Below are 23,340 nucleotides of genomic sequence, written 5' to 3' on the forward strand. Positions count from 1 at the left end.
TTCCGACGCGCATAAACGCGCGCCCTGAGACTCAGGCGGCGTCATAATACGCCCATGATTTCTTGGTTAAAGCCGTAAATTCGTCGCGCCCCGCTGACCGGGATCAATTGCACCTCACGACGTTGTCCGGGCTCAAACCGCACGGCGGTGCCGGCGGCGATATCGAGCCTGTGGCCGCGCGCTGCCGCGCGGTCAAACTCCAGCGCGGGATTGGCCTCGGCGAAATGGTAGTGGCTGCCCACTTGCACGGGCCTGTCGCCCGTGTTGGCGACCATCAGAGTTATCGCTGTTCGGTCCGAATTCAGCGCAATGTCGCCCGCAGCGGGGATGATTTCTCCTGGTATCATCGGGTGCTCCTGTCGCTATCTGTCCCAGTCCGCATGAGGCTATCGGATCGGCTGGTGTACGGTGACGAGCTTCGTGCCATCGGGGAAAGTGGCTTCGACCTGCACGTCATGGATCATCTCCGGGATGCCTTCCATGCAGTCTTCTCGTGAAATGACATGTGCGCCCGCCTGCATCAGATCTGCAACGGACCGCCCATCACGCGCGCCTTCAACGACGAAATCGGTGATCAGGGCAATGGCTTCCGGATGGTTGAGCTTCACGCCTCGGGCCAGCCGCTTGCGGGCGACCTCGGCAGCAAGGGAAATTAAGAGCTTGTCTTTTTCACGGGGGGTCAATTGCATGGCTCAGATCATCCATGTGCGGGGAAGGGGCGCCCCTGTCAGGGCGGTGAGGGCGGGGATCAGGCGGCATCGTAGATCAAACCCGTCCGGCGCGAGCAGCCGCGCAAACACAACGCCTGGCCGGATCAGGCTTGCCGCGCCCAGCGGTCCAAGCGTGTCGCGCAAGCGTTCCAGGCAAGCCTCGGAACGGCGCGACACAAACACAAGGCTCGCCATGGCCATGGCGCTGGCGCCGAAGCGCGCCATCATGTCCGCAACCTCGCCGCGAATGGTCAAGCGATCTGCGAAGACGAGCTGTCCGCCCCGGCGTATATTCCACCTGTCTTCAAACGCAGCTGCCACGCGGGTCTCTCCCATGGCGCTGCGGCCGAACACCAATGGCTCAACGGCGAGAAACTCGGCCGTTTCCTCCATTTCGACCCGGGATGCACGTAGCCCATGGGCGCCATCAAAGATCAGGGTTTCCTGCGGCAGCCAGTTCAGACGGGCCCCTGCGCCCAAGGTTATCTTGTTGGCCACGAGGCCGCGTTGCCCGGGTTGCGCGCGGTAAAACCGTTCTGCGGCTTGGGTTGTCAGGGCCGCGCGGGTCTGGGCCTCGAGATGCAGGCGCAGACGAAAGCGATCGCCGCCCGTGACGCCGCCAGACGTGTTGAGACTGACTGCGGTGGTGACAGCGGTGCGTGGAAACAGCAATTTGGACGAGCCCGAAAGCCGCAAATCTGCGATCCGGGTGTGGCCATCCACGCATTTGAGCCGCAGCGCAGCGGCGCCTCTGGCGCGCGGTTGCATGGAAAGATGTGGGTCAACAGGCACAGGGCGCGTGAATGTCTCGCTGATGGTCATGTCAGCCTCCGTTCACAGGCCTTGGGTTGCTGCGACACTCTCGCAGAGCGTTGCCAGGGCCAAGCGTTGAGGTTTCTCATGGCGCGCAGTCACATGACCGATGCACAAAATATGTGCGCGGTGCTTGCGAATTGATCGTTTGGTGATGTCGCGCCTCCCGCCCAGCATCTTATCCAATGCCAGTTTTGGCGTGTCTCTGTGGGATTGAGCGCTAGGTTTCAGACAACGACAAAGAACCTTGCGGAGAGCGCCATGTCCCCCCTGCGGATGATCTACCTTGCCCTTGCCATTTGGGGAGCGATCCACCCGATGTATTATTTCATCTCGTGGTTCAACGAGAACGGCTACGACATCATGGCGATGGTCGATGCATGGCATGTAAACGCCGCGACATCCGGCTTGGTTTGGGATCTGACGATCGCCGCTGTGACGCTGACGGTGTTCATTATCGCGGAGGTGGCCGTGCGGCGGAACTGGATCGCTCTTGTGGCAATCCCGGCAACCTTCTGCATCGGGGTCAGCTGCGGGTTGCCGCTCTACCTCTTTTTGCGCACAGCACCCGTCCGAGATACGGCGCGCGATTGATGGGCGGTGTTGCGCGCTGGGTTATTCCACAGTAGAGCCGCGGAATGGACCATTTTCTCTATCGAAACGGCAGTTTGCATGCCGAAGACGTGCCTGTAAGCGAGATTGCCGCTGCTGTGGGCGCGCCCTTTTATCTCTATTCGACGGCGACGCTTTTGCGTCATTTCCAGCTTTTTGATGACGCTTTGGAACCTATGCCGCATCTGGTGTGCTATGCGATGAAGGCGGCCTCCAATCAGGCCATTCTCAAAACACTGGGAGATGCGGGCGCGGGCATGGATGTCGTCTCTGGCGGCGAGTATCTGCGCGCGAAAGCTGCGGGTGTGGCTGGCGAGAAAATTGTGTTTTCGGGCGTCGGCAAAACACGTGACGAAGTCAGGCTCGCGCTCACAGGCGGCATTCGTCAGTTCAACGTTGAGAGCGAGCCCGAAATGCGCGTGATCTCCGAGGTTGCTGTGAGCTTGGGCGTTGATGCGCCAATCACGATCCGGGTCAATCCCGATGTGGATGCCAAGACGCACGCCAAGATCGCGACGGGAAAGTCGGAAAACAAGTTCGGCATTCCGATCTCGCGCGCGCGGGAGGTTTATGCTGAGGCGGCGAAGCTCCCCGGTCTCAAGGTCATCGGCATCGATGTGCACATCGGCTCGCAGCTGACAGAGCTCGCGCCGTTTGAGGCGGCTTATCTGAAGGTTGCGGAACTGACTGAGATCTTGCGCGCGGATGGCCATGACATCACGCGCCTTGATCTGGGCGGCGGTCTGGGGATCCCTTACACGCGGTCAAATGAAGCGCCCCCACTGCCCACGGATTATGGCGCGCTCATCCAGAGAACGGTTGGCCATCTGGGCTGTGAGATCGAGATCGAACCGGGCCGTCTGATTGCCGGAAACGCCGGTATTCTGGTGAGCCGGGTGATCTACGTCAAAGAAGGTGAGGATCGCAGGTTCCTCATCCTCGATGCGGCGATGAACGATCTGATCCGCCCGGCGATGTATGATGCCTATCACGATATCATCCCGGTTCAGGAGCCTGCAGCGGCCACCGAGCCTGCGACCTACGATATCGTCGGCCCGGTATGCGAATCGGGTGATACTTTTGCCAAAGGGCGCGAGATGCCCCCGGTTGGCGAGGGAGACCTCGTCGCGTTTCGGTCGGCAGGTGCTTATGGCGCCGTCATGTCGAGCGAGTACAATACGCGGCCATTGATCCCCGAGGTTATGGTCCATGGCGATCAATTCGCCGTCATTCGGCCACGTCCGACCTTTGACGAAATCATAAATCGCGATACCTTGCCTGCATGGCTGTGAGACTATCCCGTCTCGGAGCAGGCTATCCGGGAGACGTGTCATCGCCTCACCTCGCTATTCTGAGACCCGCGCGCGCATCCGTCCTGCGCTGAGACTGACGTATGTCGGAATGTGGGCCGAGCGCATCACGCGTGCGTTCTGGCCGTTCTGGTCCGTGGTTTTTGTGGCGCTGGGGCTTTTGATGCTGGGGCTTCAGGACTTTGCGCCGGTCGAAGCCGTCTGGGCGGGTGGTGTAGTCACTGTTGGTGCGGGTCTTTGGGCGCTTGTGTCCGGGCTGCGCCAGTTCCGGGCGCCGCTTGTGGACGAGGCCGAAGCACGGCTTGACGCGCGCCTCAAAGGGCGTCCGCTCCAGACATTGCGCGACGCTCAGGCAATCGGGGAAGCCGACCCGGCCTCCCGGGCGGTCTGGGAAGCGCATCAGGCGCGTATGGCAGCCCGCGCTGCGGGGGCCACTGCTGTCGCGCCGGATTTACGTGTGTCGCAGCGTGATCCGTTCGCCTTGCGCTATATCGCCGTTTTGCTTCTGGCGACGGCTCTCCTTTTTGGTTCCATCTGGCGCGTGGGATCCGTGACTGACGCCGCCGGCAATGGCGCGGCATTGGCGTCGGGGCCGACATGGGAAGGCTGGGTTGAGCCGCCTGCCTATACAGGCCTGCCAACGCTTTACCTTGCCGATCAAAGCGATCAGCTGGAGATACCGGAAGGCTCCCGGATCACCTTGCGGCTCTATGGCGAGGTTGGGGCGCTCACCATTGCCGAAACCGTATCGGGCCGCACGGAAGATCTGCCTGCGGCATCGGACCCTGCGCAGAGCTTTGACGTTGCAACAGATGGTCAACTGACGATTGACGGCCCGGGTGGCCGCAGTTTTGACGTTGCAGTCCTGCAAGACAACCCGCCGCTGGTGCAGGTCGCCGAAGGGCTGGAGGTGTCCGCCATGGGCGAAATGTCCTTCCCGTTCCGGGCGCAGGATGACTTTGGTATCCGCAGTGGCGAGGCGGTGATCTCGCTGGATCTCGCGGCTGTGGATCGCCGTTACGGCTTGGCGCGCGCGCCGGAAGAGCGCGAGGACATTGTTGTTCCCCTGCCGATGCCAATAACTGGCGCGCGGGAGGAATTCATCGAGACGCTGATCGAGAACTTCTCTGAGCATCCATGGTCAAACTTGCCGGTTCGTTTCACGCTGAAAGTGACCGATGATCTTGAGCAAAGCTCGGAGCCTGCCGAAGTCGAGATGGCTCTGCCCGGGCGCCGGTTCTTTGATCCGTTGGCCGCGAGCCTGATTGAACAGCGCCGCGCGCTTTTGTGGACCCGCGAGAATGCAGCCGATGTTGCGCAAGTGTTGCGGGCTGTGACTCATGATGCGGATAACGTGTTCCGCTCCGCCACGCAGTATCTCCGCATGCGCACGATCCAGCGCAGGCTGGAGACGTTTGCCGCCTTCGATATGACGGTGGAGCAGCGTGACGAGATCGCACAAGCGCTCTGGGATTTGGCGGTCATACTGGAAGATGGTGACATCAATGATGCGCTGGCGCGTCTTCAGCGCGCGCAGGATCGGCTGGAAGAGGCGATGCGCAATGGCGCCTCGGATCAGGAAATTGCCGAGTTGATGCAGGAATTGCGCGAAGCGACAGATGATTATCTGCGCCAGTTGACCCAGCAGGCCCAGAGGGACGCTGAACAAAACGGCCAGCAACAGGGCCAGCAGCAGAGCCCGGGCGAGCAGATGGAGATGTCGCAAAACGATCTGCAGGAGATGATGGACCGCATTCAGGAGCTTATGGAGCAGGGCCGCATGGCCGAGGCGCAGGAAGCCTTGCGTCAGCTTCAGGAGTTGATGGAGAACATGCAGGTCACCCAAGGCCAACAAGGTCAGGGCCAAGGCTCGCCCGGTCAGGAGGCCATGGAAGGGCTGGCGGAAACGCTCCGTGAGCAGCAAGGGTTGTCCGACCAGGCGTTCCGCGATTTGCAGGAGCAATTCAACCCCGGTGCAAATCAGGGCGAGAGCCAGGGCAATCAGGGCCGCAACGGGGGGCAAGGTCAGGGCGAAAGCCATGAAGGCCAGCAGGGTCAGGGCCAAGGCCAGAATTCTCAGGGTCAGCAAGGGCAACCGGGACAACCCGGTCAGCAAGGCCAGCAGGGTCAACAACAAGGCCAGGGTCAGGGCGAGCAAGGTCTTGAGGGCCAACTCGCGGATCGCCAGCAAGCGCTGCGTCAGGAGCTTGAACGCCAGCGCAATGGTCTGCCCGGTGCGGGCAGTGAAGCCGGTGATGCGGCACGCGAAGCCCTTGAAGAGGCGGATCGGGCGATGCGCGGCGCGGAAGATGCCCTGCGCCAGGACGATCTGCCCGAAGCGATTGACCGTCAGGCCGACGCGATGGATGCGTTGCGCGAAGGGATGCGCAACCTCGGTGAGATGATGGCGGAGCAGCAGCAAGGCCAAGGTGAGCAAGGCAATCAGCAAAGCGCGCAGAACCCGACAGGCAACGATCCGCTCGGTCGTACGCCGGGCTCCGAGGGCAACATGAGCTCAAACGAAAACCTTTTGCAGGGCGAGGATGTCTACCGCCGCGCCCGGGAACTGCTCGATGAAATCCGCCGTCGGACCGGCGATAGCGAACGCCCTGATATCGAACTGGAATATCTCGAGCGTCTGCTGGACCGCTTTTAAACCCGTTGGCTTACGATCCGTTGGCGGATGCCTCGTTTGAGAGCCCGTCCAGTGCGCCCATCAGGTTCAGTATGCGCTGGTCCAGCCAACCGCGCGCCATATCGACTGTCGCCACATAGGGCTCCAACACGGGCGCGGCCTGAGGCAGTGCCGCAGTGATTTGTGGTGCGGCCAGGTAAAGCGCGATGGCCACTGCGAAAAAAGCCAGCGTCCAGATGAAGCCTTTGCCAAAGCCTCCTTTGCGGCGCGGATCATCCCTGTGCTTGGCTTCGGTGCTTTGCGGTGAGCTGCGATCTTCATCGGCGCGCAAGGTGGAATTGATTTCCTCGATATCCGGCAGCAACCCCCGCCGCGTGCCTTCTGCGACGCTGGCCGCGGCGACTGCACCGGCTGCGACCGCCGCAGAGCTGTCCATGGGCGCCATTTCGGGGCTGGACGGCGCATTCTCTGCCTCAGGGGGCGCAGGCGTATCGCCGCGAATGCGGGCCATGCGCTCGCGAGCTTCACGCGCACGTTTGGCTGCTTCATCGGCCGTATCCATATCGTCGAGCCCCAGATCTGGCTGGGTTTCGAGAGTTTCCTGTTCAGCGGCGCGGGCCCGAGCCTCGCGCTCGGCCTCTTCCCGCAGGACTTCTTCCAAAGCCGGATCCAGCGTCCGGCGTTGCGGCATGTCGGGAGCCGGCGCAGGCGGTTCGGTGGTAGGCTCCTCGATCTCTTCGGGAGGTGGTGCGGCGCTGTCGTCAACCGTTTCCAGATCCTCTTCGTCTTCGAGAGGGTCTTGAGGATTGAAGAACCAAGTGCTGCTGCAATTGGAGCATTGCACATCGCGCCCGCCCTCCGGGATCACGTTGTCTGGCACTTCATATTGCGCGTCGCAATTTGGACAGATGAGCCGCATGGCCTTGGGTTCCTGCTCGTGTAAACCGCCTGTACCATCCACCATAAGCGGCGGAGCGCGCAAGGAAAAGCCGTCAGGCGATTGCGTCTCCTTGGCCCTTGCGGCTATGTGGTCCCAGTTGGGCAAGGCAAAGAAGAGAGGCCCCGCGTGATCGAGCTGGACAATGTGGCCTATTCCTATGGCGGTGGCGAATTGCTGACGGGGATGTCGTTGTCTCTCGCGCCGGGCTCGTTTCACTTTCTGACCGGACCTTCAGGCGCTGGAAAAACCACGTTTCTCAAGCTGTGTTACGGTGCGCTGGTGCCCACATCGGGTCAGATCCGTTTGTTCGATGCCGATGTGCGCACTTTAGATCGCGATGGCATCGCACATCTGCGGCGGCGTGTCGGCGTTGTGCATCAGGATTGCCAGTTCCTCGATCACTTGCCCGTTTCGGAGAATATCGCCCTGCCGCTGGCGGTGACGGGGCAGGATCAACGGAATGGTGAAAGCGACCTCGCCGAGCTGATGGGCTGGGTTGGGCTCGCGGAGCGCGCAGGTGCATTGCCGCCTGAGCTTTCAGGAGGGGAACGTCAACGCGCCGCCCTTGCACGCGCTTTGATCCTCTCGCCGGATGTGGTTTTGGCAGATGAGCCGACCGGCAATGTCGATTGGGATATGTCACAACGTCTGCTCAGACTGCTGGTGGAGTTGAACCGAATGGGCAAGACGATCCTGATCGCGACCCATGATCTCTCACTCATTCGGGCAGCTAAAGCGCATGTTCAGGCCCGCGTTCTGCGGATTTCCAATCGGCAGCTGCAACTGGCGGGGGCAGATCTGTGATGCGGGCCGCGCGTAGGGTTCTGGACTTTTTCGTCGGCGACGCGCAGGCGGACCGCGTTGTCCCGCCTACAGGATTCACGGCGCGTTTGACGCTTTTCACAGCGGCAGCCATGGCGTTTCTGGCAGTGTTTGCGCTGGCCCTATCGCTCGCGTCAGGCCGATTATCAGACAGCTGGCGCGATGCTTTGGCAGGGACATCGACCTTGCGGCTACAAGCGCCTGCCGCTGAACGCATTGCACAAACGGACCGCGCTCTGGCGATCTTGCAGCAAACGCCGGGGATCGAGACGGCCCGCGCGTTGACTGAAGCAGAGCAACAGGCGTTGCTCGCCCCGTGGTTTGGCGCAGAATTACCGCTGGCGCGCTTGCCTGTGCCGCAACTGATCGAAATCACGGGCACGGATTACGACGCTGATGGTTTGCGACTGAGGCTGCAGGCGGAGTTGCCGGGCGCGGTTCTTGATGATCACAGCCGCTGGCGCGCGCCGCTGGTTCGGGCGGCCACACGACTGCAAACGCTGGGGCTTTTGGCGATCTTGCTGATATTCGGGGCCATGGGCGCCATGATTACGCTTGCTGCCAATGCGGCTCTTGCAGCCAATGCGCAGGTTATTTCCGTGCTCCGGCTGGTGGGCGCGACGGATGCCTATATCGCCCAGGCCTTTGTGCGCCGCTTCACAATCCGCTCCCTCACGGGCGCCGCGATTGGAACGGGGCTTGGTCTGATTGCCGTGATGCTCTTGCCCGGGCGCAGCGCGCAAGCGGGCGTTTTGACGGGTCTCGGGTTTCAAGGGCTTGATTGGATTTGGCCACTTGTCGTCCCGTTTCTGGCGGGAGCTGTGGCTTATGGCGCGACGCAATGGGCCAGCCGCCGTGTTTTGGGAGATCTTCGCTGATGGTGCAATGGATACGCTCTTTGATCTTCGTCGCGCAGATCTACGCGATGATGATTGTCATCGGCTTGGGATTTTTGCCGTTTGCCGCGTTTTCCCGCCGTGCCGCGCGTCTGGCTTGCAAGACATATTCGCGTTGGGTGTTCTGGACCATGTCATGGATGGTCGGCATCAAGCATGAAGTGCGCGGCACGCCGCCTGAGGGTCAGGTTCTCATTGCCGCAAAGCACCAGTCTTTCCTTGATATCATGATGATCTTTACGGCCCTCCCGGAGGCGAAGTTCATCATGAAGAAGGAAATTCTCTGGACGCCCATTATTGGCCTTTACGCGATGCGACTTGATTGCGTTGCCGTTGATCGGGGCAAGCGCGGGGCTGCGATCGAGAAGATGTTGAAGGATGTCAGTACGGGAAAGGTCCATCCCGGGCAGCTGATCATCTACTCTCAAGGGACGCGCGTCGCGCCCGGTGTGCGGATGCCCTACAAGGTGGGCAGTCATGCGCTCTATGCGCAGTTACAGCAGCCTTGCGTTCCTGTCGCCACGAATGTGGGGCTGTTTTGGCCGCGCAAGGGCATTTGGCGCAAGCCAGGTGTCGCTGTCGTGGAATTCCTCGATCCCATTGCCCCCGGCAAAGACAAGGCGTCGTTCATGTCGGAGCTTGAGACCCGGGTCGAGGCGGCATCCAATGCACTCATGGCGGAGGCGGGCTTTGATGCGCAAAATCACCAATCTGGATGAGCTCCATGCGCTTTACGGCGCGCCGGTTCCGGCCGCTTTGCGCAAGGTGGTGACGGAATTGACGCCGCTCTATCGCGCCTGGATCGAGGGGGCCCGGTTTTGCATCCTGTCAACGGTCGGGCCGGAAGGCACAGACGGAAGCCCGAGGGGGGATGACGGCCCCGTTGTGCAGGTGCGCGATGGCAAAACGCTGCTGATGCCGGATTGGCGCGGAAACAATCGTCTTGATACCCTGCGTAATATCGTCCGCGATCCCCGGATCGCACTGCTGTTTTTAGTGTCCGGATCCAAAACAACCGTGCGCGTGAACGGGCGCGCATGGATTACCGATGACGAGGCGACACGACACAGATTTGAGCAGCGTGGCAAGCACCCCGCGTCGGTAATTGTGATCGAGATTGAAGAGATTTACTCGCAATGCGCCAAAGCGCTGATGAGGTCTGGTCTGTGGGATCGGGATGATCGCGACACTGTCCCGACGGTGGGGCAGATTCTGGCTGAGGTCACTGAGGGTGAGTATGGCGGCGGCGATTATGACGTCACTTACGAGGAAAAGGCACAGCCGCGGATGTGGTGAGCCTGCGTGGTTTCAGGCCAGGCTCTTGTTGCGTTTGCGCTCTGCGGCAGAGGTCAGAGCGCGCGTCAGGGCGGGAATGTTTGTCGCATAGTAGCTGTCGGCCACACGCCAGATGCCGTCTTGCAGTTTTTGTGTGCTGTGGGTCAGGACTTCGTTGCTCAAGACGTAGCCGGGCAGAACATATTGAGAAACGAATGTCGCTTGCACAACGTCCGGTGCGACAAACTCGGCTTCGATGGTCCGCCGGTTCATATCGATCACGCGTTCCCGGTCCAGATAGCCGCAAATTTCGTCAAATATCGCCAGAACATCTTGCCGCGTGGTGATCACCTGATCGCCGTCAAATGTCCCGATGCGTTGAGGCGTGATGAAACGCGCCGCAAAAGCGTCGGCATCCCGGTTCATATAGGCCGTGCGGGTGACTTCCAGAAGGTGCTGGCAAACGTCGAACGCGGACGCGAACACAGGATCTTTGGCTGAAGCGGCTTGGGTCGGGGCCGACGGCACGGATGAATTCAACGGTAGCTCCCTAGTCTTGGTAGCATATCGTCTGTCACTAATCCCCTTGAGCCATCTAGCAGGCGCGTTATTTTGTGGCAACCGCGTTTTGGGCAAGCTCTTGCCGATGTGTCGCAGGCGCATCGGCGTGCTTTGCACGAATGGGCCACCGCGATGTGTATCGCAGCGGTCGGCGTCTCATCGCGGCTTCGGGCGTGCCTTGGAGGGAAGGCGCGGCCCGAATTCAGTTACATGTGGATTGGCCCATCGCCGCAGGCCAGCGCGGCCTCGCGCACAGCTTCCGAGTAGGTCGGGTGCGCATGGCAGGTCAATGCGAGATCTTCCGCGGACGCGCCGAACTCCATGGCCACGCAAATCTCATGGATCAAATCGCCCGCCATGGGGCCAATGATATGCGCGCCGAGGATGCGATCGCTGGCTTTATCCGCCAAAATCTTGACAAAGCCGTCGGCGGCGAAATTGGCCTTGGCGCGACCATTGCCCATGAAGGAAAACTTGCCGACCTTATAATCAACGCCTGCGTCTTTCAGGCTCTGTTCGGTCTGTCCAACATTGGCGACTTCTGGATGCGTGTAGATCACGCCGGGGATCACCCCGTAATTCACGTGACCATGCTTGCCCGCGATCACTTCTGCGGCCGCCATGCCCTCATCTTCGGCCTTGTGCGCAAGCATCGGACCATCGATGCAATCGCCAATGGCGTAGATGCCGGGAATGTTCGTGCGCCAGTGCCCATCGGTCTTGATTTGACCACGATCGCTCATCTCAATGCCAAGCTCGCTCAGGCCAAGCCCATCAGTGAAAGGCTTGCGGCCCGTGGCGACCAACACGACATCTGCATCGGCCACATGCTCACTGTCATCCTTTCGCAGTTTGTAGGTGACTTTTGCCTTGGTTTTGGAGGCGTCCACTTTTTGAACAGCGGCGCCAAGAGTGAAGCCGATGCCCTGCTTCTGGAGCAGCTTCTGGAACGTTTTCTGGACCTCTGCATCCATACCCGGCGTGATCGCATCAAGAAATTCGATGACTTCAACGGATGTGCCGAGGCGCGCATAGACAGATCCAAGCTCGAGCCCGATGACGCCCGCACCGATCACAATCATTTTCTTGGGGATTTTGCCCAGCTCCAATGCGCCAGTGGAGGTGACCACGACTTTCTCATCGATCTCGATGCCCGGCAGGGCGGAGGCCTCTGAGCCGGATGCGATGATGATGTTCTTGGCGTCATGGATCTCATCGCCAACTTTGACCTTGCCCGCTTCAGGGATAGAGCCCCAGCCTTTCAGCCAATCAATCTTGTTCTTTTTGAAGAGAAACTCGATGCCTTTTGTATTCTGGGCAATGACCTCGTCCTTGTAGGCCAGCATTTGTTTCCAATCGACAGAAGGGCTTTTGCCCTTGAGGCCCATCTTGGCAAAGTTGTGCTCCGCTTCGTGCAATTGATGGGAGGCATGCAAAAGCGCCTTGGAGGGAATGCAGCCCACATTCAGGCAGGTGCCTCCGAGGGTGTCGCGCCCCTCTACGCATGCTGTCTTGAGGCCAAGCTGTGCGCAGCGGATGGCGGCCACATAGCCGCCGGGGCCTGAGCCGATAACGATGACGTCGTATTGTGCCATTTCGGTGGGTCCTTTTTGTGTGCCGGAGCGTAAGGGCGAGACGTCACGCGACCGGGATATTTGAAACCAGAGTTAGACGAGTGCCATGACAAGCATGGCGGTCGTCGCCCCAAAGCCCACCATCCAGATGAGCGAGCGCCAGGGCGCCCAGCCAAATGCGTAGGCCGGAATATAGAGAACGCGCGCCAGAACGTAGATCGCGGCGCAGGCGGCCGTGTATTTGTCCCCCTGATCAGAGAACGTGATGACGAGACAGGCGATTGCAAAAAGGATCAGCCCCTCAAAGTGATTGTTCATCGCGCGGGCCAACCGGGCGGTGCGCGGGGAGACTTGCTCCATGAGGGGGCCCGTGTCCCGTGGGGCGAGTGTGATCTTGGTGCCGAGTTCCAGATTGGCCGGGATGGAGACCAGGACAAACTGGATGACTTGTAGGAGGGCTGCGAGCGTAAGGGCTGTCAGTTCTGGGGTCATGTCGCACCGCCTGTCGTCAGAATTTTCTTCTGCCCTGCGCGTTTCGCACCGGCTGGAGATAGTGGAGAACCCTTTCCCAAAGGATCATGCATACAGTCGATTGCAGCCCCCATCGGCTTTGTGCCAATGAATGCTGCGCTCAGGAATATCCTGTCTTGTTGTATCACGGGGTTCTCCGGGACATGCGAAGAGGGATCACAAATCCATAAGCAAGCGACGGGGATCTTCCAGCGCTTCCTTCACGCGCACAAGGAACGTCACAGCGCCTTTGCCATCGACGATCCGGTGGTCATAGGACAGGGCGAGATACATCATGGGACGGATCTTGATTTCGCCATTGATGACCATGGGCCGATCCTGGATCTTGTGCATGCCCAGGATGCCCGATTGCGGCGGGTTCAGGATGGGCGACGACATCAGCGAGCCATAGACCCCGCCATTGGAGATAGTGAAGGTGCCGCCCTGCATCTCCGCCATGGAAAGCTTGCCATCGCGGGCGCGTTTGCCTTTCTCGGCAATCGCCTTTTCGATCTCCGCAAAGCTCATGCTGTCGGCGTCGCGGATCACTGGCACAACGAGGCCTGTCGGCGTGCCTGCCGCGATGCCCATATGGACGAAATTCTTGTAGACGATGTCTGTCCCGTCAATCTCGGCATTGACCTCGGGCACTTCCTTCAGCGCGTGGCAGCAGGCCTTGGTGAAGAAGGACATGAAGCCAAGGCGCGTGCCGTGTTTTTTCTCGAAGAGGTCTTTGTATTCCTTGCGCAGCGCCATCGTCTCGGTCATGTCCACCTCGTTGTAGGTGGTGAGCATGGCGGCAGTGTTCTGACTGTCCTTGAGGCGCTTGGCGATGGTTTGGCGCAAGCGCGTCATCTTCACGCGCTCCTCGCGGGAGGCATCCTCAGCCGCAACGGGCGCGCGCGGTGCGGCAGCGGGCGCAGGGCTGGGGGCTGCGCTTGCCGCTGTGACAGCTGCGGCCACGTCAGCCTTCGTGGCGCGACCGTCGCGACCTGTGCCGGTGACCTGATCACGGCTCAGGCCCGCTTCGGCCATGGCTTTTTCAGCGGCCGGGCCATCCTTGATGTCTTGCGTTTTGGCCGCCGGAGCCGGGCTCGCGGCGGGCGCAGGGGCTGCGGATGCGCTTGCAGCGTCACCAATCACGGCAAGTCTTGCAGTGGCTTCAACGGTGGAGCCTTCGGGCGCCAGAATTTCGGTCAGAACACCGGCGGCAGGGGCCGGGACTTCGACGGAAACCTTGTCGGTTTCCAATTCACACAGCATTTCATCCTGCGCGACGCTGTCGCCAACCTTTTTGAACCAGGTCGATACCGTTGCTTCAGAGACGGATTCCCCTAACGTAGGCACCATCACGTCCACCGAGGCGCCGCCCGATGAGGGCGCAGGGGCGCTGGCCGGAGCCTCGACTGGCGACGACGGCGCCGCAGTGCTTGCGCCCTCCGAGATGCTGGCCAGGAGGGCATCCACGCCCACGGTCTCTCCTTCAGCCGCAACGATTTCAGCCAGTGTTCCGGCAGCTGGCGAGGGCACTTCGACCGTTACCTTGTCGGTTTCCAGTTCGCACAGCATTTCGTCAACGGCCACGGGATCGCCCGGCTTTTTGAACCATGTGGCCACGGTGGCCTCTGTGACGGATTCACCCAGTGTGGGCACGCGTACTTCGGTGGTCATGACTTATTTTCCTTGGATCGTGAGCGCTTCATCAACGAGCGCGGCTTGTTGTGCCTTGTGCATGGAGGCGAGACCTGTGGCGGGCGATGCGGACGCGGACCGACCGGCATAGACGGGCCGGGTGTGTTTCGCTTTGATGCGGCCCAGAACCCATTCGAGATTGGGCTCCATAAAGGTCCAGGCGCCTTGGTTCTTGGGTTCTTCCTGACACCAGACCATTTCTGCATTCTTGAACCGCTCCAGTTCCTTGACCGCGGAGATGGCCGGGAACGGATAGAATTGTTCAAAACGGAGGAGGTAGACATCGTCGATGCCGCGGGCATCCCGCTCTTCCAACAGGTCGAAATACACCTTGCCGGAGCACATGACGACGCGTTTGATCTTGTCATCCGCAACGAGTTTGGTCTCAGAATGGCCCTTTTGTGCATCATCCCAAAGCACGCGGTGGAAGGACGACCCTTCCACGAAATCCGCGGCATCGGACACGCAAAGCTTGTGACGCAACAAGGATTTCGGCGTCATCAGGATGAGGGGCTTGCGGAAGGTCCGGTGGATCTGGCGGCGCAGGATGTGGAAATAATTGGCCGGAGTGGAACAATTGGCGACAATCCAGTTGTCCTGCCCGCACATCTGCAAGAAGCGCTCCAGACGCGCTGAGCTATGCTCGGGGCCCTGGCCTTCAAAGCCATGGGGCAGAAGGACTGTCAGGCCAGACATGCGCAGCCATTTGCTCTCACCTGATGAGATGAACTGGTCGAACATGATTTGGGCACCGTTCGCGAAATCGCCAAATTGCGCCTCCCAGAGCGTGAGCGCATTGGGCTCGGCCAGCGAGTAGCCATATTCGAACCCAAGGACGGCGTATTCCGACAGCGCTGAGTCGATGACCTCGTACTGCTTCTGGCCGGGACGAATATTGTTGAGCGGGTAGTAGCGTTCTTCCGTCTCTTGGTTGACGAGACCGGAATGGCGCTGGGAGAAGGTCCCGCGTGTGCAATCTTGCCCCGCGAGTCGCACGGGATAGCCTTCGGTGAGCAAGGAGCCAAACGCGAGCGCTTCTCCGGTCGCCCAGTCAAAGCCTTCGCCGGTATCAAACATCTTCTTGCGCGCGTCGAGGAGGCGCCCGACGGTTTTGTGCAAAGGATAGCCATCCGGCGCCTTGCTCAGCGCTGCGCCGACTTCGGCCAAAGTCTCGGATTTGATCGCCGTCTGTCCGCGCTGGTAGTCTTCTTTGTCCCGGTCCAGATGGGACCACTTGCCGTCAAGCCAATCAGCTTTGTTGGGCTTGAATTCCTTGCCTGCCTCAAACTCTTCATTGAGATGCGCCTGAAAGGCGGCCTTCATATCTTCAATTTCGCCCTCGGGGATGAGGCCGTCTTTCACAAGGCGTTCGGTGTATAGGCTCAGCGTCGTTTTGTGGCCCTTGATGCGTTTGTACATGACGGGGTTGGTGAACATGGGCTCATCGCCCTCGTTGTGTCCAAACCGGCGATAGCAGAAGATGTCGATCACGACATCTTTCTGGAACTTCTGGCGGAACTCTGTTGCCACCTTGGCCGCGTGCACCACGGCCTCGGGGTCATCGCCGTTCACGTGGAAAATCGGCGCTTCCACGACGAGCGCGTTGTCTGTCGGGTAGGGCGACGAGCGCGAGAAGTGCGGGGCGGTGGTAAAGCCGATCTGGTTGTTCACCACGATATGCATGGTGCCGCCGGTCTTGTGGCCCTTGAGGCCGGATAGCGCGAAGCATTCCGCCACGACGCCCTGACCCGCAAAGGCCGCATCACCATGCAACAGAACAGGCATGACGGCTGTGCGCGCGTCATCGCCCAACTGGTCCTGCTTGGCGCGGACCTTGCCCAGCACCACCGGGTTCACGGCCTCGAGATGCGACGGGTTGGCGGTCAGGCTGAGGTGGACCGAATTGCCGTCAAACTCGCGGTCAGACGAGGCGCCAAGGTGATATTTCACATCGCCTGAGCCATCCACATCTTCGGGTTTGAAACTGCCGCCCTGAAACTCGTTGAAAATCGCGCGATAGGGTTTGGCCATCACATTGGCCAGCACCGACAGGCGCCCCCGGTGTGGCATGCCGATGACGATTTCCTTCACGCCGAGATTGCCGCCGCGCTTGATGATCTGTTCCATCGCAGGGATCAGGCTCTCGCCGCCATCCAGACCAAAGCGCTTGGTGCCCATGTATTTGACATGGAGGAACTTCTCGAAACCTTCGGCTTCGACCATCTTGTTGAGGATCGCCTTGCGGCCTTCCCGTGTGAAGTTGATTTCCTTGCCAAACCCTTCGATGCGTTCTTTGAGCCACGCAGATTGTTCGGGATCGGAGATGTGCATGTATTGCAATGCGAAGGTGCCGCAATAGGTGCGTTTGACGATGTCAACGATCTGGCGCATCGAAGCGATCTGAAGGCCCAGCACGTTGTCGATAAAGATCGGGCGATCCATGTCGGCATCAGTAAAGCCGTATGTCTTGGGATCGAGTTCGGGATGGGGCTCCTGGCTGCGCATGCCAAGGGGGTCGAGGTCCGCCGCAAGGTGCCCCCGGATCCGGTAGGCACGAATGAGCATGAGGGCGCGGATACTGTCGAGCACCGCGCGTTGCACCTGATCATCGGTCAGTTCGACGCCTTTTTCGCGGGCTTTCGCAACGATTTTCTTGCCGGCGGCGTTGGCCTCGGCCGGCGGAGCGATGGGCCATTCTCCGGTCAGCGCAGCTGTTAGATCATCTTGCGGGGCCGGGGGCCAATCGCCGCGCGCCCAGGATGGACCAGCCGCTTCGCGTTTGACGCTGATCTCATCATCGCCCAGCTGCCGGAAGAATTCCTGCCAGGCTTGATCGACCGCATTGGGGTCCTGGGCGTAGCGCGCGTACATCTGTTCGAGATACTCCGCGTTGTGCCCCTGCATGAAAGAGGAGGCATGGAAGAGATCGTTTGGACTTTGGTCGGTCATTTTTTGTGTTCCCTCTCGACCCAAGATGAAAGCGGCAGGAAAACGGATCACGAGATCTGTCGTCGTGCAGCTTTGGCAGCGCGCGGGCCCAATGCAGGCCCACGCGCCATGTTGATTTAACCAATGGCTTCCAGCACGGCCTCGCCAAGGCTGGCGGGGCTCTCGGCGACAACGATCCCGGCGGCTTTCATCGCCTCGATCTTGTCTTCGGCGCCACCTTTGCCGCCTGCAACAATCGCACCGGCATGGCCCATGCGGCGGCCGGGAGGCGCGGTGCGGCCCGCGATGAACCCAGCCGTTGGCTTCCAGCGGCCCTTTTTCTTCTCATCGGCGAGGAACTGCGCTGCGTCTTCTTCGGCAGAGCCTCCGATCTCGCCGATCATGATGATGCTTTCGGTCTCATCATCGGCGAGGAACCATTCCAGCACATCGATATGCTCGGTCCCTTTAATAGGGTCGCCGCCGATGCCCACACAGGTGGATTGGCCGAGGCCAACATCGGTGGTTTGCTTGACGGCCTCGTAGGTCAGCGTGCCTGAGCGCGAGACGACACCCACCGATCCGCGGCGGTGGATATGGCCGGGCATGATGCCGATCTTGCAGGCATCCGGCGTGATGACACCGGGGCAGTTGGGGCCGATGAGCCGCGAGGAGGAATTCTCCAGCGCGCGTTGCACACGCATCATATCGAGCACCGGGATGCCTTCGGTAATGCAGACGATCACTTCCATCTCGGCATCAATCGCCTCGAGGATGGAGTCTGCGGCGAAGGGCGGGGGCACGTAGATCACGGAGGCATTGGCCTCAGTCACATGCTTGGCCTCATGCACACTGTCAAAGACTGGCAGGTCGAGATGCGTCTGCCCACCTTTGCCGGGTGTCACGCCGCCGACCATCTTGGTGCCATAGGCGATGGCCTGTTCAGTGTGAAATGTGCCCTGCGAGCCGGTTAGGCCCTGACAGATCACTTTGGTGTTTTCGTCGATGAGGACTGCCATGTTCGTGGCTCCTATTTTGCTTTATTCGCCATGGCGCTCGCGTTGTGAAACGCTGTTCGTCGCCAAGTCCATATGTGTGAAATTCGTGCGATCAATCACGGCAGCTTCCCAATCACCATGACGGTTTCCTTGTTGGAGGCTGACATGAAGTAAATCTCGTAGCTTTTCCCGCTGCGCGTGAAACGTCCGTCGGTGATGGTTTGCCTGTAGCCAAAATTCACGTTGCTGCGCCCCGTCCGAACAAAACCAGCGTTGGCGATGATTTGTTCGTAGGCCGCTTTGTGAGCCTTTTTGGTGGAGCGCCCGTTTGCGCCGACGACGCACATAGACGTAAACGGCCTGCGGCTGTTGAGTTGCGCATAGGCGACTACGCCCACGGCTCCGACAACCTCATTTCGGCTGGACCACTTGTCATTAAACAGGTTTACAACCCGCGCGCCGGCATCGGTCAGGCGTTGCGAGGCGCGATCCCGGGTTGTTGCCCAGTTGTTATGATCAAGCCGGTCGATCTCGCTGAAACAGACGGATGCAAAAGCATTTACGCCCTTTTGCAAGTCCGCTGCGGCGGTTTGCGCCGCAACAAAACAGGCAAATGCGCCAACCAGACGGGAAAGCATCCGCATCGATCTACCCTTTGACAGCTTTCACGATCTTCTGCGCGCCGTCCTTGAGGTCGTCCGCAGCGATCACGTCGAGGCCAGAGGTGTTGATGATCTCCTTGCCTTGCTCCACGTTTGTCCCTTCGAGACGCACAACGAGTGGTACTTGCAGACCAACCTCCTTGACGGCCGCCACAACGCCCTCGGCAATCACATCACATCGCATGATGCCGCCGAAGATGTTGACGAGGATGCCTTTGACTTGCGGATCAGAGGTGATGATCTTGAAAGCTTCAGTCACCTTCTCCTTCGTCGCGCCGCCGCCCACATCAAGGAAGTTGGCAGGCTCCGCGCCGTAGAGTTTGATGATGTCCATTGTGGCCATCGCCAGACCCGCGCCGTTGACCATGCAGCCAATCTCGCCGTCAAGCGCGATGTAGTTGAGGTCGTATTTGGAGGCTTCCAGTTCCTTGGGATCTTCCTCGGTCGTGTCGCGCAGCTCGGAGATGTCCGAGTGGCGATAGACAGCGTTGCCGTCAAAGCCGACTTTCGCATCGAGCACCTTGAGCGAGCCGGTGTCGGTCACGATCAGGGGGTTGATTTCGAGCATCTCCATGTCCTTCTCGACGAAGGCTTTATAGAGAATGCCCATCAGCGCCACGCATTCCTTGACTTGCTTGCCTTTCAGGCCCAGCGAGAAGGCGACACGGCGGCCATGGAAGGCTTGATATCCTGTTGCCGGATCCACGGAGAAGGACAGGATTTTCTCAGGCGTTGCTGCGGCCACCTCTTCGATATCCATGCCGCCTTCAGTGGAGCAGACAAAGGAGATGCGCGAGGTCTGACGATCCACGAGCAGAGCGAGGTACATCTCTGTCTCAATGCCCGATCCATCTTCGATATAGATGCGGTTGACCTGTTTCCCCGCAGGGCCGGTCTGGTGCGTGACCAATGTGCGGCCCAGCATCTTCTTGGCTTCTTCTGCGGCTTCTTCGACAGATTTGGCGAGGCGTACGCCGCCTTTGTCGCCGGCATCCGCCTCTTTGAAAGAGCCTTTGCCACGCCCGCCTGCATGGATCTGCGCTTTGACGACCCAGAGCGGTCCGTCCAGTGCGCCTGCTGCGGTTTTGGCGTCCTCAGCTTTGAGAACGACACGACCATCACTCACCGGCGCGCCATAGGAGCGCAGGAGTGCCTTGGCCTGATATTCATGGATATTCATCGACCTGTCCCATTTATGGATTGCGATTGGCAACGTCCGTGACACATGAACATCATGTTTCTAAACGCCAGATTGACGCAGTGGGGGTATTTCGCAGTATTTTTCAACATTTGTGATCACAGTGAGAAATCGTGTGATCACAAAATTTGTTTCCGCGCCGAAATCCCGCGTTGGAGTGATTCGTTCTGATGCAATTGGGAGAGGTTGTTGATCGGCTCCGCCCTTGTGCGCATTGTGTGCCCAAGGAAAGGAGCGGTCGGATGCGTCAGTCTTATGGTCTCGTGATGACCGTCATGGAGCCGCGGGCGCTTCTCTTGACCAACCTTGCTTGGCATCTGGGAACCGGCGCGTCAGAGATCCATGTCTATTTTGATGCACCGGATGATCCCGTCATTCCTGAAGTCGCCGCGCTTGAGCGGGTGCATGTTGTTGTCTGTGACGATGCGCATTGGCGGAAGACAGCGCCCATCCGGCGCAAACCTCCAACGATCCGGCGGCGGCAAGCGCTTAATGCAAACCACGCGCTGTCGCGCTGCACGTGCGATTGGCTCATACATCTGGATGCTGACGAGTTCCTGTTTCAGAGCCGCCCTCTGGAGATTGAGCTTGCGCATGTGGCGGAGCTGGATTGTGAAATTGTGTTTCCGGTGTTTGAGCGCATGTTGTTGCGGGACAGGCCCCAAACCAGCTTTTTTGATGGCAACTTCCGAAGCTCCACGAAGGGTTTGAACCGCCGTAATGATGGCATCAACGCCGACAAGGTTATTTTTGGCGATCACTATCCGCTGCTCGTTCATGGCATGTTGGGCCATTCCGCCGGCAAATGCGGCGTCCCTCGCAACAGCGATTTCGAGATTGGCATTCATTGGGCTTACAGAGGCCCTGAGCGGATCCGGGCCGCGCGCTATGCATCAACTTCGACACAGCTGCTGCATTTCGATGGGCTCACACGCCTGCACTGGTTGTCCAAGCTCTTGCGCTATGCCGATTATGACCCGGCAGTGCTGAACGTCGCGCCGCACAGGCGCGCGCAAATCGAGGTCTTGCTGGATGTCAAAGACGATGCCTCAGGCATCCTGGAGTTTCACCGCGAGGTGCAAGCGCCAGATGTTGCGCTGCAAGATCGCTTGCGTGCCTTTGGATTGTTGCATGACATAGCGTTTGATCCGAGCCCTGTGATTGCAGATGTCTTGGGAGAATTGCCGGATCTGGCTCCCCGCCCGTTTGATGAAACGCTCTTGGCGCAATACCCCGAAAGGCTTGCGATCCTGCGCAATCATCTGTCGGAATGAAAAAAGCCCCGCAGTGATTGCGGGGCTTTTGGCATTTGGTGATAGAGGCGTTCAGACGAGGCTGTCGTCGATACCCTTGCAAGCCTCGACGAGGCCTTTCACAGCATTCACTGACGTGTCGAACATCTCTTGCTCTTCTTTGTTGAGCTTGATGTTCACAATTTTCTCGATCCCGCCTGCGCCGATGATGGTCGGCACACCGACATACATGCCTTCGAGGCCAAACTCGCCATCGCAATAGGCAGCACAGGGAAGAACGCGCTTTTGGTCTTTCAGATAGGCCTCCGCCATCTCGACCGCGGACGTGGCGGGCGCGTAGAAGGCAGAGCCTGTTTTCAGAAGGCCAACGATTTCCGCGCCACCATCGCGCGTGCGCTGTACGATCGCGTCGAGTTTCTCTTGGGTTGTCCAGCCCATGTCGACGAGGTCTGGGAGCGGGATGCCCGCGACAGTGGAATACCGTACGGAGGGCACCATCGTGTCGCCATGGCCGCCCAAAACGAAGGCCGTGACATCTTTCATCGATACTTCAAATTCTTCCGCAAGGAAGTGACGGAAGCGTGCGCTGTCCAATACGCCAGCCATGCCGCACACTTTGTGTGCTGGAAGGCCCGAGAATTGCTGCAAAGCCCAAACCATCGCGTCCAGCGGGTTGGTGATGCAGATAACAAAAGCATCGGGAGCGTTGTCGCGAATGCCTTCGCCGACGGACTTCATGACCTTGAGGTTGATGCCCAGCAGATCATCGCGGCTCATGCCCGGCTTGCGCGGCACACCGGCCGTTACGATGCACACATCGGCGCCGGCAATATCCTCGTAGCTTTGGGTGCCCGACAGGCTTGCGTCAAAGCCTTCCGACGGGCCGGATTCTGCGATGTCGAGCGCTTTGCCCTCGGGTGTCCCTTCCGCGATGTCGAACAAAACGACATCTCCGAGTTCTTTGAGGGCGAGGAGGTGAGCGAGCGTGCCACCGATCTGACCTGCGCCGATGAGCGCGATCTTGGGTCTGGCCATGGAATTAATCTCCGGTCCGGTTTGTTTGGGAGGCTGGTTAAGCACTCGCGCGAGTTGACGCAAGTCCGCCGCGCTGCGGCGTGTGCGCGCGTGTGGCTGGTCGGACAGCGCATTTGCTCCTAAAAGCCGGGTCAAGACAGCCGCTTGGACAGCTCCGAATGATCGCTCTTGATACAAATTTTTTTCTGATTGCGGTGCCTGCGGTCATCTTCGCGGGCATCTCCAAGGCTGGATTTGGGTCGGGGGCCGCGTTTGCGTCTGCTTCGATTCTTGCGCTTGTACTGCCGCCCGGGCAGGCCCTGGGGATCATGCTGCCACTGCTTATGCTGGTGGATGTGTTTTCGTTAAAACCCTATTGGGGAAAGTGGGCCAAGCCCGAGGCGCGCGCGCTGATACTGGGCGGTTTGCCGGGTGTGGCGCTTGGGATTGCACTGTGGCGCGTGGCCAATGACGACATGCTTCGTTTCTTGATCGGAGCCGTATCGCTGGCCTTTGTTGCTTGGCAACTCGCGAAGGCGCGCGGATTGATCCGTATCCGTAAAGGCGCGGGATCTTCGTGGATTGGCTATCTGGCGGGGACGGTGGCTGGATTTACAAGCTTTGTAAGTCATGCGGGCGGTCCGCCCGCGGCGGTTTATTTGCTCTCGCGGGGGCTCGAAAAAACCACCTACCAAGCGACAACTGTGTTGGTGTTTTGGGTGATCAATGTCGCGAAATTCGTGCCGTATGCCTTTTTGGGCATCTTCACGGTCGAGACATTGATGATCGATCTATACCTGATACCCGCCGCGCTGGTCGGCACTTGGCTGGGGGTCTATGCGCATCGATTTGTCTCGGAGAGTGTATTCTTTGCGATCACTTATGTGCTTTTAAGCCTGACCGGCAGCAAACTGATCTGGGACGCGCTGACCTGATC

22 protein-coding genes are annotated in these 23,340 nt (G+C 59.6%); 9 read left to right on the top strand and 13 right to left on the bottom strand.

Annotated elements, in window-relative coordinates; translation table 11 throughout:
* Positions 1-41: 41 nt before the first annotated feature.
* Genes ACP15S_RS16700 through ACP15S_RS16710 form a run of 3 tightly spaced genes read right to left on the bottom strand, consistent with a single transcriptional unit; the run spans position 42 to position 1,532 of the window.
* Entirely contained in the window at positions 42-347 is a 306-nt protein-coding gene (locus tag ACP15S_RS16700; protein ID WP_425040762.1) for an urease subunit beta, read from the bottom strand.
* 39 nt (positions 348-386) lie between these two features.
* A complete protein-coding gene (locus tag ACP15S_RS16705) occupies positions 387-689 on the bottom strand; it encodes an urease subunit gamma (RefSeq protein ID WP_425040763.1) in 303 nt (100 codons plus the stop codon).
* Positions 690-692: 3 nt separating this feature from the next.
* Positions 693-1,532 carry an urease accessory protein UreD gene (locus ACP15S_RS16710; protein WP_425040764.1) on the bottom strand — a complete coding sequence of 280 codons (840 nt, stop codon included), beginning with the start codon at positions 1,530-1,532 and terminating at the stop codon, positions 693-695.
* 252 nt (positions 1,533-1,784) lie between these two features.
* On the opposite strand from ACP15S_RS16710, the gene ACP15S_RS16715 reads away from it, so the two are divergent.
* From ACP15S_RS16715 to ACP15S_RS16725, 3 genes are read left to right on the top strand one after another with little or no spacing between them, the layout of a single operon-like run.
* Positions 1,785-2,117, top strand: a complete 333-nt coding sequence (locus ACP15S_RS16715) for a DUF2834 domain-containing protein (protein ID WP_425040765.1) — start codon at positions 1,785-1,787, stop codon at positions 2,115-2,117.
* A gap of 44 nt (positions 2,118-2,161) precedes the next feature.
* Positions 2,162-3,427, top strand: coding sequence for a diaminopimelate decarboxylase (gene lysA / locus ACP15S_RS16720; RefSeq protein ID WP_425040766.1), 1,266 nt, complete (start codon positions 2,162-2,164; stop codon positions 3,425-3,427).
* Between the two features lie 40 nt (positions 3,428-3,467).
* Positions 3,468-6,101 (top strand): TIGR02302 family protein, encoded by a 2,634-nt coding sequence (locus tag ACP15S_RS16725; protein WP_425040928.1) that lies wholly within the window; start codon positions 3,468-3,470, stop codon positions 6,099-6,101.
* A 10-nt stretch (positions 6,102-6,111) separates the two neighbouring features.
* On the opposite strand, the gene ACP15S_RS16730 is transcribed toward ACP15S_RS16725, so the two are convergent.
* Entirely contained in the window at positions 6,112-6,999 is an 888-nt protein-coding gene (locus tag ACP15S_RS16730; RefSeq protein WP_425040929.1) for a zinc-ribbon domain-containing protein, read from the bottom strand.
* A gap of 147 nt (positions 7,000-7,146) precedes the next feature.
* On the opposite strand from ACP15S_RS16730, the gene ACP15S_RS16735 reads away from it, so the two are divergent.
* The 4 genes from ACP15S_RS16735 to ACP15S_RS16750 are packed head-to-tail and all read left to right on the top strand — an operon-like array spanning position 7,147 to position 10,034.
* A complete protein-coding gene (locus ACP15S_RS16735) occupies positions 7,147-7,824 on the top strand; it encodes a cell division ATP-binding protein FtsE (RefSeq protein ID WP_425040767.1) in 678 nt (225 codons plus the stop codon).
* Positions 7,824-8,720: a cell division protein FtsX gene (locus ACP15S_RS16740; RefSeq protein ID WP_425040768.1), complete on the top strand. Its 897-nt coding sequence runs from the start codon at positions 7,824-7,826 to the stop codon at positions 8,718-8,720. The genes ACP15S_RS16735 and ACP15S_RS16740 overlap by 1 nt, the downstream gene beginning before the upstream one ends.
* A complete protein-coding gene (locus ACP15S_RS16745) occupies positions 8,720-9,457 on the top strand; it encodes a lysophospholipid acyltransferase family protein (protein ID WP_425040769.1) in 738 nt (245 codons plus the stop codon). The genes ACP15S_RS16740 and ACP15S_RS16745 overlap by 1 nt, the downstream gene beginning before the upstream one ends.
* Positions 9,432-10,034, top strand: coding sequence for a pyridoxamine 5'-phosphate oxidase family protein (locus ACP15S_RS16750; RefSeq protein WP_425040770.1), 603 nt, complete (start codon positions 9,432-9,434; stop codon positions 10,032-10,034). The genes ACP15S_RS16745 and ACP15S_RS16750 overlap by 26 nt, the downstream gene beginning before the upstream one ends.
* A gap of 12 nt (positions 10,035-10,046) precedes the next feature.
* Here ACP15S_RS16750 and ACP15S_RS16755 read toward each other — a convergent pair whose 3' ends face one another.
* From ACP15S_RS16755 to sucC, 8 genes are all read right to left on the bottom strand, one after another.
* A complete protein-coding gene (locus tag ACP15S_RS16755) occupies positions 10,047-10,553 on the bottom strand; it encodes a hypothetical protein (protein WP_425040771.1) in 507 nt (168 codons plus the stop codon).
* Between the two features lie 227 nt (positions 10,554-10,780).
* Complete coding sequence (lpdA, locus tag ACP15S_RS16760; RefSeq protein WP_425040772.1) at positions 10,781-12,169, bottom strand: dihydrolipoyl dehydrogenase; 1,389 nt, start codon at positions 12,167-12,169, stop codon at positions 10,781-10,783.
* A gap of 72 nt (positions 12,170-12,241) precedes the next feature.
* A complete protein-coding gene (locus ACP15S_RS16765; protein ID WP_425040773.1) occupies positions 12,242-12,640 on the bottom strand; it encodes an MAPEG family protein in 399 nt (132 codons plus the stop codon).
* Positions 12,641-12,835: 195 nt separating this feature from the next.
* Positions 12,836-14,329, bottom strand: a complete 1,494-nt coding sequence (gene odhB, locus ACP15S_RS16770; RefSeq protein ID WP_425040774.1) for a 2-oxoglutarate dehydrogenase complex dihydrolipoyllysine-residue succinyltransferase — start codon at positions 14,327-14,329, stop codon at positions 12,836-12,838.
* A gap of 3 nt (positions 14,330-14,332) precedes the next feature.
* Positions 14,333-17,299 (bottom strand): 2-oxoglutarate dehydrogenase E1 component, encoded by a 2,967-nt coding sequence (locus ACP15S_RS16775; protein WP_425040775.1) that lies wholly within the window; start codon positions 17,297-17,299, stop codon positions 14,333-14,335.
* Between the two features lie 116 nt (positions 17,300-17,415).
* Entirely contained in the window at positions 17,416-18,297 is an 882-nt protein-coding gene (gene sucD, locus ACP15S_RS16780; protein ID WP_425040776.1) for a succinate--CoA ligase subunit alpha, read from the bottom strand.
* Positions 18,298-18,392: 95 nt separating this feature from the next.
* Positions 18,393-18,851: a hypothetical protein gene (locus tag ACP15S_RS16785; RefSeq protein ID WP_425040777.1), complete on the bottom strand. Its 459-nt coding sequence runs from the start codon at positions 18,849-18,851 to the stop codon at positions 18,393-18,395.
* Between the two features lie 73 nt (positions 18,852-18,924).
* The gene (sucC, locus tag ACP15S_RS16790) at positions 18,925-20,118 is read right to left on the bottom strand and encodes an ADP-forming succinate--CoA ligase subunit beta (protein ID WP_425040778.1); all 1,194 of its coding nucleotides are present in this window, start codon (positions 20,116-20,118) and stop codon (positions 18,925-18,927) included.
* A gap of 260 nt (positions 20,119-20,378) precedes the next feature.
* Here sucC and ACP15S_RS16795 point away from each other — a divergent pair, with 260 nt between their 5' ends.
* A complete protein-coding gene (locus ACP15S_RS16795; RefSeq protein ID WP_425040779.1) occupies positions 20,379-21,410 on the top strand; it encodes a glycosyltransferase family 2 protein in 1,032 nt (343 codons plus the stop codon).
* Between the two features lie 51 nt (positions 21,411-21,461).
* On the opposite strand, the gene mdh is transcribed toward ACP15S_RS16795, so the two are convergent.
* Positions 21,462-22,424 (bottom strand): malate dehydrogenase, encoded by a 963-nt coding sequence (gene mdh, locus ACP15S_RS16800; RefSeq protein WP_425040780.1) that lies wholly within the window; start codon positions 22,422-22,424, stop codon positions 21,462-21,464.
* 158 nt (positions 22,425-22,582) lie between these two features.
* Between mdh and ACP15S_RS16805 the strand changes: the two genes are divergently transcribed.
* Positions 22,583-23,338 carry a sulfite exporter TauE/SafE family protein gene (locus ACP15S_RS16805; RefSeq protein ID WP_425040781.1) on the top strand — a complete coding sequence of 252 codons (756 nt, stop codon included), beginning with the start codon at positions 22,583-22,585 and terminating at the stop codon, positions 23,336-23,338.
* The last annotated feature ends 2 nt before the right edge of the window (positions 23,339-23,340 follow it).

The sequence above is a fragment of the Primorskyibacter sp. S187A genome (assembly GCF_049800955.1).
Taxonomy (GTDB): Bacteria; Pseudomonadota; Alphaproteobacteria; order Rhodobacterales; family Rhodobacteraceae; genus JAKVBH01.